The following is a 9,751-nucleotide window of genomic DNA, read 5'->3' as shown; positions in this document are numbered from 1 at the left end:
CGGGTCGGTTGGTCTACCAGTGCTCGTGGCGCTCGCAGCGCTCGTCGTGCTCGTGGCGCTTGATCTTGGTGGGGTCGGTGGCGATGTGACTGGCGGTGTCGCCGCCGCCGATGGCGGTGGCGACGTTGGTGACATCGCGCGGGGCGGCGCAGGAGACGTCGACCTTCAGGGTGATGGGCGGGTAGCTGCTCCCGGCGGCAAGGACGTCGTTACGGGTGCAGGTGAGGTTGATCAGGGTGCAGTTCCATCCCGTGCCACTGATGCTGTCGGCCCTTAGCCCGTCGGGAAGGGTGTCGTACACGGTGACCGTGGTGCCGTCGGTCGGGGCGGCCGCGGTGGCGTTGCCGACGGTGATGCTGTAGGTGCCGTCCCGCCCCTGAGTGAAGTGCCCGGTGTGGGTCTTGGCGATGGTCAAGGACGGGACCGTGTAGGAGATGATCACCTGGCCGTTTTTGTTCGCCGTCCCGATCGTCGACGGCGCGTAGGACGTGGGGATACCCGTGGGGGTGGCGAAGCTGCTGCCCCCACCACCCCCGCCCCCACTCGCCGAGGTGCCTTGGTTGTTGACGGCGCCACTGCCGCCGCCCCCGCCGGCGAAGTACCCGCCCCCACCGCCCCCACCGGCACCGATGATGGTGAGGGCGCAGCCGGCGCCGATGCTGCCACCGGTGCCGCCGGTGCCGACCGTGGCACCGGAGAACCCGCCTCCCGGCCCACCCGCCGTAACGCCACAGAACGGAACGCTGCCGCCGGCCCCGCCGGCGCCCCCGGTACTGGTGGTGGTGCTGCCGCCGCCCCCGCCCTGCCCCGGCGCAGCCCCAGGGCCGGTGGCACTTCCCGCTGTACCGCCGGTGGCATCCGCTGTCCCGCCGCCGCCCCCGTTCCCCCCGGCAAGGCTCCCTCCGGTGCCGCCGGCGGCACCGCCGCCCCCGGCGACCACCAGCAAGGAGCCGCCCGCGCTGACGCTGGACGCCCCGCCCCCACCCGGACCTTCGAACTTGAAACCACTGCCCGGGAAGGTCCCGCCCTGGGCGCCGCCGTTGAACCCGCCGGCACCACCCGTCCCGGTGCCGTTGCAGCCCTTGCCACCGGTGCCGCCGACGTTGATGGTGAACGTCGTCGGGGCGGTGGTCTGCGGCAGGGTGGTCACCACCCGCGCCCCCGTCCCGCCCGTCCCCGTGACGGAACAGGCGGTGCCGGTGTTGTCCGCGCCGCCGGCGCCGTCCGCGGTGATCGTCACCACCGCCCCCGCCGGCACCGTCAAGGTCTGCGCAGCGCCGGTGAAGGTGAAGGTCTGCGACGGATCAGCCCGCTGCGCCCGCACCGGGGCAGTGGTCAGCGTGGCCCCCGTTGGCGCGGCGGCCACGGGTGTAAGTCCCGTGCCGGACAATGCGACGAACAGTCCCGCTACCGCCCCTGCCCGCCGCCACTGCTCACGAGCGTGGACGCCTGAGTGGGTTCGGCTTCGCCCTGCCTCCGCTCCAGAGGGGGGTTGTTGCTCCGGGGCGTGGTGTCTGGTCACTGATGTCTCCTGACGTCCTGACGTGAGATGAGGCCGCTTCCGGCCGTGCGGCAGCGAGGCAGGCCACAACGGCCTCTCACTCATTGTCATGAGATGTGCACGAAACGTGGCGAGGCAGGGCGGTTCGGGATGTCGGATCACGCGTTTCACCAACGGGTCGTCACTCCGACCGGACGCTCCCCCGACCTGCCTCCTACGGCACCGGCCTGCGCGAGAAGTCGGCCGGGCCGACCCGGTTTCGCGACTTCGTCCTGCGAGGCCTCAACCGCGCCGACAACCCAACCCCGGTGGAGCTCTGGTGCGACGTCCTCGTGGGCGGCGGCGGCCAGGGCCGGCAGGCCGGCCCTGGAGGTGCGGAGCAGATCTCGGCGAACCGCACACACGTGTGACGAACGGCCAACAAGGTGAACCTGGTCAGCCTGCAGGCGGGAAGAGCACCGGACAACGCAGAGGAAAGGTCTGATTGTGCGCGATCCACTCTGACGGTCGGTTCGGCACAGGTCTGCCCTGATGCTGCCGAAAGGCCGTCCCGCCTCCGCACCGGCACAACACCCGAGGAGCAGGAACGACGATGGCACCCGATCCGACAATCGCCCAGGTGACCATGACCCTGGCTGCCCTTGCATCCACCGGGGCCACCCCGCGTCCGTCCGGCGAAACCCTGGAGCACCAGACCGCACGGATCATCACCGGCATCAACGCGCAACTGAGCGATCCCTCCCTCGCGACGCAGGGCGCGTGGCAGCTGGTGTGGCTCGCCCTGAGCGACGCCAACGCCAACATGGCCTACATCGCGAAGAGCACCAACGGCTCGAACGAGTTCGCCGTGGCCGCCCGCGGAACCGACGCCGATTGGACCGACATCTTCGAGGACATCGACGTCGGCAAAGTCGTCCCGTTCCCCGAGAGCGGATCGCCGAAGCCCTACGTTTCCAAGGGGGCGAAGGATGCGTTCGACCGGGTTACCACCGCCAGCTCGATCGCCTCACCCTCCCCGAACCTCACGCTCGTTCAGGCGCTCTCCGCCGCGATCCAGGCGGCGCCCACCTCGCCGCAGCCGACCGTCTATCTGACCGGTCACAGCCTGGGCGGTTGCATCGCCAGCATGCTCGCGCCGTACCTGCAGGCACAGGCGAAGACCTGGAGGAAACAGCCGAAGTTCGCGGTGATCACCTATGCCGCTCCCACCGCCGGCGTGCAGAGCTTCGTCGACTACTTCAACTCCCTGTCGTGGGTCATCGACGAGCGCCAGAACAACGCCTACGACCTGGTACCGCACGCGTGGGCCGATCTCGACACCACCGCCGGCTGGTACCCGAGCCCGGGACCGCAGGCGACCGAAGAGGTGAAGCTGCTCATCGGGACGTTCGCCCAGAGCACCAAGGGCAACGTCTACGTCCAGCCCGGCACGCTCTGCCTGATGAACACCGGATACACGAGCCTCAACAAGAGCCTGGTCAACACGACCACCCAGGACTTCCTCGGCCAGGTCGCCTTCCAGCACGCCAACGACACCTACCTGGACCTGGTGGGGGCGCCTGACCTCCCTCCCAGGCCGGAGGTGATCGATGTGACCCCCTCCTTCGGCAAACCGGGCGACACGGTGACCATCAACGGCACCGGTTTCAGTCCGGACAGCGTGGTCGACTTCGACAAATTCGCCTGCACCAAGTTCACCATCGACCCCTCCGGCATCAAGATCACCGCTCAGGTCCCCGACGGAACCGGCGTCGTCCACACCGGCGTCGTCCACGTCCGCGTCACCAACACCCTCGGCACTTCCCCGGCCGTCGCGATGGGGCAGTTCGCCTATGGCGGACCCCCGCCTGTGGTGGTCAGTGCGGTCAGCCCGACCAGCGGAAATGTCGGCACCCCGGTCACCATCAGCGGCGAGGGCTTCGCCCAGGGCGCCACCGTGTACTTCAAGGACAAGGCATCCGAATCGGTCAAGTTTGTCAACACCGGCCAGATCATCGCGACCGCGCCCGGTCTGCTCGACGTCCACCAGACGGTTGACATCACCGTGAAGGTCGGCCAGGCCACCTCTCCCAAGAGCCCGGCCGACGAGTTCACCTACACCGGACGTTGACTTCCGCTCCCCCGGCTACGGCCGGGGGATTCCTACCACGGTCGTCTGACCGTCTCGGTGGGTTCCTGCTTCTTCGCAGCACCCGCACACGCCTGCGCGAGAAGTCGGCTGGGCCGACTTCTCGCGCAGCCTTCGTTCCGCCCTCAGCGGCCGACTTCGCGCAGGCGGAAGTCCTCGACCGTCTCCCGCCGGATCAGCAGGCGGGCCCGGCCGTCCTTCACCGCCGCCACGGCCGGGCGGCCGACCAGGTTGTAGCCCGACGCCATCGACAGCTGGTACGCGCCGGCGGCGGGTACCGCGAGCAGGTCGCCCGGGCGCAGGTCGACGGGCAGGACCGCATCGCGCACCAGCACGTCGCCGGCCTCGCAGTGGCGGCCGACCACGTCCATACGGGCCGTGCCCGCGTCCGAGCGGCGGCCCACCAGACGGACGCTGTAGGGCGATCCGTACAGCGCCGGGCGCGGGTTGTCGCTCATCCCGCCGTCCACCGCGACGAAGCACCTGCCGTCGGCGGTGTGCTTGACGGACAGCACCCGGTAGACCGCCACGGCGGCCGGTCCCGCGATCGCGCGGCCCGGCTCGACCACCAGGCGCGGTACCTCCAAATCCGCCTCGGCGCAGCGCACTGCCAGCCGGTCGGTGACCCGGACGGCGAACTCGGCGAGGTCCAACTCCGCATCCCCGGGCAGGTAGCGGATGCCGTGGCCGCCGCCGAGGTCCAGCTCGGGCAGTTCCACGCCGTACCGCTCCCGGACCTCGGCGAGCAGCTGCACCAGCGCGTCCACCGCCCGCAGGTACGGCTCCAGCTCGGTGATCTGCGAGCCCAAGTGGCAGTGCAGGCCGGTAAGTTCCAGCCCGGGCTGGTCGAGTACCCGGGCGATCGCGTCCGCCGCGTCGCCGCCCTCGTTCGGGAAGCCGAACTTCTGCCCGCCGACGCCAGTCTGCACCGCCGTGTGGTGCCCGGCGGCGATCCCCGGGACGACCCGGACCAGCACCTTCTGCGGGGTGTCGGCGGCCACCAGCGCCGCGAGCCGGGCGATCTCGGCCGGGCCGTCGATCACGATCCGCCCGACCCGCAGCCGCCGCGCCAACCGCAGCTCCTCCGGGGACTTGGCGTTGCCGTGCAGCAGGATCCGTTGCGCCGGGAACCCGGCCGAGACGGCCAGCCACAGCTCGCCCGAGGAGCAGACGTCCAGGCCGAGGCCCTCCTCCGCGACCCACTCGGCCATCGCACTGCACAGGAAGGCCTTGGCCGCGTACAGCACCTCGGCGTGCGGCAGTGCCCGGCGGTAGGCCCGCGCCCGGCGCCGCACCTCGCCCTCATCCAGGACGTACAGCGGGGTGCCGAACCGCTCGGCGGCCTCGGCCAACCCGACCCCGCCGACCAGCACCTCGCCGCCCGGGCCGGGCCGCGCCGAGGCCGGCCACGGCCCGCCGAGCGCGGCAGCGGAGGCGGAGGGAACGGGTACGGCGGCGGTGAGCTGGGTCATGGCGGCTACTCCTCGGGTCAGTCTTCGAACTGCATCGCGATGCGGCAGTGCGCCGGGCGGCTACGGTCGTGGGCCGGGGCGGGCTCCGGGGTCCGTACCGGGGGTTCCGGCCGCTCGGCCGGGCGGTCGAGCAGCCGGACCACCCGGCGTAGCGGCGGCTCGACGGCGAGGGCGGAGTCGTTCATGGCGAGGGTCCCTTCGGACGGTGGGCCGCACGGCCCGGACCCCTCCAGTGGAAACCCTCCGCACACCGACCGGCCCCGCCCTTGACACAGGCCGTACGTCCCAACCGCTGACCTTGACGCCCTCCTGACACAGCCCCGGAACGGACGTTCGAGCCGGCCAGGGGCAGTGTCAGGGAAATGTCAAGGACGGCCGGTTCCCCGCCAAGCCCGCGTCAAGAGCCGCATGACGCCACGGGATCCGGTGGTGGGCTGCACTCCGTTCCCCGTCGCCATCGAGCCCGCCGCCCTTCTCCCGGGCGGCCCGGAAGGTCCCCGAGACGATGCGCCGTTCGGCCCTCACCACATCGGATGCCACCGACCACCAGCAGAACTGGTTCCGCCGCCCGACCTCCGCCCCGCCCGAGCCACCGTCGCGCCATCGGCCCACCCCGTCGAAGGGCCGGCGCCGGCTGATCACCCGGCAGCAGCTGGCCGAGGCGCTGCCCGCCGCCGTCCGCAAGCTCCACCCGCGCGTGATGATGCGCAACCCGGTGATGCTGGTGGTCGAGACCGGCTCGGCGCTCACCACCATCAGCGCGGTGATCCACCCGAGCGTCTTCGCCTGGGTGATCTCCTTCTGGCTCTGGCTGACCGTGCTGTTCGCCAACCTCGCCGAGGCCGTGGCGGAGAGCCGGGGCAAGGCGCAGGCCGACTCGCTGCGCCGTGCCCAGGCCGGGACGACCGCCCGACGGCTGCTGCACTGGCGGGTCGGCACCCGCGACCACCGCCACGAGGTGCTCCCCGCCGAGGAGTTGATGCTGCACGACATCGTGCTCGTCCCGGCCGGGGAGGTGATCCCGCAGGACGGCGAGGTGGTCGAGGGCGTCGCGAGCGTCGACGAGTCGGCGATCACCGGGGAGTCCGCGCCGGTGATCCGCGAGTCCGGCGGCGACCGCACCGGCGTCACCGGCGCCACCTTGGTGCTCTCCGACCACCTGATCGTGCGGGTCACCTCCCGCCCCGGCCAGAGCTTCGTGGACCGGATGATCGCCCTGGTCGAGGGCGCCAACCGGCAGAAGACGCCGAACGAGATCGCGCTGAACATCCTGCTCGCCTCGCTGACCATCATCTTCCTGCTCTCGGTCGTCTCGCTCCAGCCGATGGCCATCTACGCCCACGCGCCGCAGACCACGATCGTGCTGGTCGCGCTGATGGTCGCGCTGATCCCGACCACGATCGGCGCCCTGCTGTCCGCGATCGGCATCGCCGGAATGGACCGGCTGGTGCAGCGCAACGTGATCGCCCTGTCCGGCCGGGCAGTTGAGGCCGCGGGCGACGTCGACGTGCTGCTCCTCGACAAGACCGGCACCATCACCCACGGCAACCGCCGGGCCGTCGCGCTGCACCCGCTGCCCGGCGCCACGATGGAACAGCTCGCCGAGGCGGCGCAGTTGGCGTCCGTCGCGGACGAGACCCCGGAGGGGCGCTCGCTGATCGAACTGACGAACCGTCAGTACTGGGTCCCGCCAAGGGCCCCCGGCGAACTGGGCGAGCAGCAGCCCGTGCCGTTCACCGCGCACAGCCGGATGAGCGGCGTCGACCTGCGCTGGTCGGACGGCAACGGCTGCCTGATCCGCAAGGGCGCGGCCGCGGCCGTCGCCCGCTGGGTGGTGGACTGCGGCGGGCGGCTGCCGATGGAGGCCAAGCCGCTGGTGGACCGGATCGCCGAGACCGGCGGCACTCCGCTGCTGGTCGCCGTGCACGACCGGCACGGCGCGCGGGCGCTCGGCGTGGTCGAGCTCAAGGACGTGGTCAAGGAAGGCATCGCCGAACGCTTCGCCGAGCTGCGGCGGATGGGCATCCGCACCGTCATGGTCACCGGCGACAACCCGCTGACCGCCAAGGCGATCGCGGCGGAGGCCGGCGTGGACGACTTCCTCGCCGAGGCCACCCCCGAGGACAAGCTCGCCCACCTGCGGCGCGAGCAGGCCGCCGGGAACATGGTCGCAATGACCGGCGACGGCACCAACGACGCCCCCGCCCTCGCCCAGGCCGACGTCGGCGTCGCGATGAACTCCGGCACCCCGGCCGCCAAGGAGGCCGGAAACATGGTCGACCTCGACTCCAACCCGGCCAAGCTGATCGACATCATCCGGGTGGGAAAGCAACTCCTCATCACCCGGGGCGCGTTGACCACCTTCTCGATCACCAACGACGTGGCCAAGTTCTTCGCGATCATCCCCGCGATGTTCGCGAACGCCTACCCCGGGCTGCACCACCTCAACATCATGGAACTGCACAGCCCCACCTCGGCGATCGCCTCCGCGATCATCTTCAACGCGCTGATCATCATCGCGCTGATCCCCCTGGCGCTGCGCGGCGTGCGCTACCAGCCCGCCTCCGCGACCGACCTGCTCCGGCGCAACCTGCGGGTGTACGGGCTGGGCGGGCTGATCCTGCCGTTCCTCGGGATCAAGGCGATCGATCTGCTGATCCAGTTCGTGCCGGGACTGGGCTGAACCCTCCGCAGCGGCGGACCTGTCAGTAGGCCGTCAAGATGTGCACGACCGGCGTCATGACGGTGTCAGCGGCCGTACGGACGACGCTGTTCCGGGGTTCACTGGAGTCATCCGAAGCAAGGAGTACCGAACCGGCGGAACTCGACCGGAGTGAACTACCGGAGTGACCTACCGGAGAGACGGAGGCGAACGGCCATGACCGGCACGAACCGAGTGATCGTCGGCCTGAGCGGATCACTGAGCAGTCTGGCCGCCCTCTACCACGCCGTCGGCGAGGCGGCCCGGCACGAGGCCGTGCTGGTGCCCGTCGCCGCGTGGACGGCGGGCGACAAGGACGGGCTGCGCCCGCTCTCCGAGCTGGAGCACGCCGCCCGACGGCGGCTGGACATCGCCTTCGAGCAGGCCTACGGCGGCTACCCGTCCGGCCTGGTCATCCACCCCATGGTGGTGAACGCCGAGCCGGGGCCCGCCCTGGTCGGCGCCGTCACCGGCCCGGACGACCTGCTCGTCCTCGGCGCCGCCACCCGGCGCGGCCTCGACCGGCTGCGCGGCGCGTCGGTCGCCCGGCACTGCCGGCACCGGGCCGGCTGCCGGGTGGTCGAGGTCTCGCCGTCGGCGCTGCTGACCCGGCTCGAACTTCCCGCCCGTACGGGGGCACCGCTGCCGCTGCTCGCGCGGTGAGCGCGCGGCCCGCCCGGCCCGCCCGGCCCGCCCGCTACGCCGGATCCGCCAGGTGCGCGCTGAGCCAGCCGAGCGAGGTCGGGATCAGCCGGTCCCAGGTGGTGAAGTTGTGGCCGCCGGTGTCCACCGTCGCCTGGGCCACCACCAGGGGCGGACGGGCGGCCGCCGCGAAGGCCGTGGAGTCGGCGTAGGTGCTGCCGTCCTCCTTGCTGTCGGCGAGCAGCACGGCGAGCGCGGGCGGCGGCAGGTGGGCGAGGCGCCAGTCGAGGTCCGCCTCGTCGCGGCGCTGCTGGCTGCCGCCGAACAGGTCGCCGGTGGTCACGTCCTCCGGGGCCTTGAAGTAGCCGGAGAGCGAGGCCACGACCGGGAAGACCGCCGGGTGCTCCATGCCGAGCTTGAGGGCGCAGTAGCCGCCGGTCGAATCGCCCATGACGCCCAGGCCGTCCGCGCCGCCCAGCACCCGGTAGGAGGCCCGCAGGTCGGCGGGCACGTCGGTGGTGAAGTAGGTCTGCGCCTGCGGGCCGTGCGGGATGTCCTCGCACTCGCTGTCCCGGGGCATGCTGGGCGAGGGCCGCATCAGCACCAGTACGGTCGGTTTCATCGTGCCCTTGTGCAGCAGGTCGAGTTCGGTGGCCGGGTAGCGCAGCTTGGTGACCAGGTTCTTGGCGTCCCCGGGGAAGCCGGTCATCACCAGTACGGCCGGGAAGTGCCGGCCCTCGTTGCCGGGCTGGAAGTACTGCGGCGGCAGGTAGACGTACCCGTCGGTGCTCAGCCCGGTGGTGGTGCCGGGCAGCCGGACCTGGTCGAGCCGGCCGATCCGGGCCGGGTCCCGGTTGGCCGAGTCGGCGCCGGTGATCTCCGCCGTGCCGAGCGCCTGCACCCCGGGGCGCCCGCCCGCCGGGGTGCCGCTGGCGCCCGGAGCGGCGCCGCTGCCCGGGGTCGTGCTGGTGCCCGGGGTGGCACTGCTGCCCGGGGCGGCTCCGGCACCTGGGGTGGCGCTGGCGCCCGGGGTGGCGCTGGCACCCTGGATGACACCGGCGCCGTGCTCGCGCCCCAGCAGGTCGGACCAGCTGCTGTAGAAGATGAAGTAGTCGTTGACGGCGAGCCCGAGGGTGGCGAGCAGGGCCACCTGGGTGAGGGCGATGGTGCCCAGCCGCAGGAACATCGCGGGCCAGCTGCGGACGGCGAGCTTGGGCCAGACCCAGAGCGTGCCGAGCACGGTGGCCACCGCGAGCAGCGCCGCCAGCGCCAGCAGTCCGTGACTGGTGAGTCCCATGCGTCCCACC

General features: G+C 71.7%; 7 protein-coding genes. 3 read left to right on the top strand and 4 right to left on the bottom strand.

Annotated features, from left to right (window positions below):
- Positions 1–13: 13 nt before the first annotated feature.
- A complete protein-coding gene (locus tag ACGF12_RS32660; protein ID WP_393038203.1) occupies positions 14–1,366 on the bottom strand; it encodes a hypothetical protein in 1,353 nt (450 codons plus the stop codon).
- A gap of 760 nt (positions 1,367–2,126) precedes the next feature.
- Between ACGF12_RS32660 and ACGF12_RS32655 the strand changes: the two genes are divergently transcribed.
- A complete protein-coding gene (locus ACGF12_RS32655) occupies positions 2,127–3,611 on the top strand; it encodes an IPT/TIG domain-containing protein (RefSeq protein ID WP_393038209.1) in 1,485 nt (494 codons plus the stop codon).
- 143 nt (positions 3,612–3,754) lie between these two features.
- On the opposite strand, the gene lysA is transcribed toward ACGF12_RS32655, so the two are convergent.
- Positions 3,755–5,101: a diaminopimelate decarboxylase gene (gene lysA, locus ACGF12_RS32650; protein ID WP_393038200.1), complete on the bottom strand. Its 1,347-nt coding sequence runs from the start codon at positions 5,099–5,101 to the stop codon at positions 3,755–3,757.
- Positions 5,102–5,118: 17 nt separating this feature from the next.
- Positions 5,119–5,286 (bottom strand): hypothetical protein, encoded by a 168-nt coding sequence (locus ACGF12_RS32645; protein WP_393038197.1) that lies wholly within the window; start codon positions 5,284–5,286, stop codon positions 5,119–5,121.
- A 320-nt stretch (positions 5,287–5,606) separates the two neighbouring features.
- Here ACGF12_RS32645 and kdpB point away from each other — a divergent pair, with 320 nt between their 5' ends.
- Positions 5,607–7,784, top strand: coding sequence for a potassium-transporting ATPase subunit KdpB (gene kdpB, locus ACGF12_RS32640; RefSeq protein ID WP_393038194.1), 2,178 nt, complete (start codon positions 5,607–5,609; stop codon positions 7,782–7,784).
- A gap of 195 nt (positions 7,785–7,979) precedes the next feature.
- Positions 7,980–8,465, top strand: a complete 486-nt coding sequence (locus ACGF12_RS32635; RefSeq protein WP_387619356.1) for a universal stress protein — start codon at positions 7,980–7,982, stop codon at positions 8,463–8,465.
- 34 nt (positions 8,466–8,499) lie between these two features.
- On the opposite strand, the gene ACGF12_RS32630 is transcribed toward ACGF12_RS32635, so the two are convergent.
- Complete coding sequence (locus ACGF12_RS32630; protein ID WP_393038191.1) at positions 8,500–9,741, bottom strand: alpha/beta hydrolase; 1,242 nt, start codon at positions 9,739–9,741, stop codon at positions 8,500–8,502.
- Positions 9,742–9,751: the final 10 nt, after the last annotated feature.

Origin of the sequence: Kitasatospora sp. NPDC048296 (genome assembly GCF_043201815.1) — a bacterium.
Classification (GTDB): Bacteria; Actinomycetota; Actinomycetes; order Streptomycetales; family Streptomycetaceae; genus Kitasatospora.
This window is presented reverse-complemented; position numbering and strand designations above follow the sequence as displayed.

What these genes read in the sequence shown, in the direction of transcription:
- ACGF12_RS32635 (WP_387619356.1), top strand. Translation starts at nt 7,980, where the DNA reads ATGACCGGCACGAACCGAGTGATCGTCGGCCTGAGCGGATCACTGAGC.
- kdpB (WP_393038194.1), top strand. Translation starts at nt 5,607, where the DNA reads ATGCGCCGTTCGGCCCTCACCACATCGGATGCCACCGACCACCAGCAG.
- lysA (WP_393038200.1), bottom strand. Translation starts at nt 5,101, where the DNA reads ATGACCCAGCTCACCGCCGCCGTACCCGTTCCCTCCGCCTCCGCTGCC.
- ACGF12_RS32645 (WP_393038197.1), bottom strand. Translation starts at nt 5,286, where the DNA reads ATGAACGACTCCGCCCTCGCCGTCGAGCCGCCGCTACGCCGGGTGGTC.
- ACGF12_RS32630 (WP_393038191.1), bottom strand. Translation starts at nt 9,741, where the DNA reads ATGGGACTCACCAGTCACGGACTGCTGGCGCTGGCGGCGCTGCTCGCG.
- ACGF12_RS32655 (WP_393038209.1), top strand. Translation starts at nt 2,127, where the DNA reads ATGACCCTGGCTGCCCTTGCATCCACCGGGGCCACCCCGCGTCCGTCC.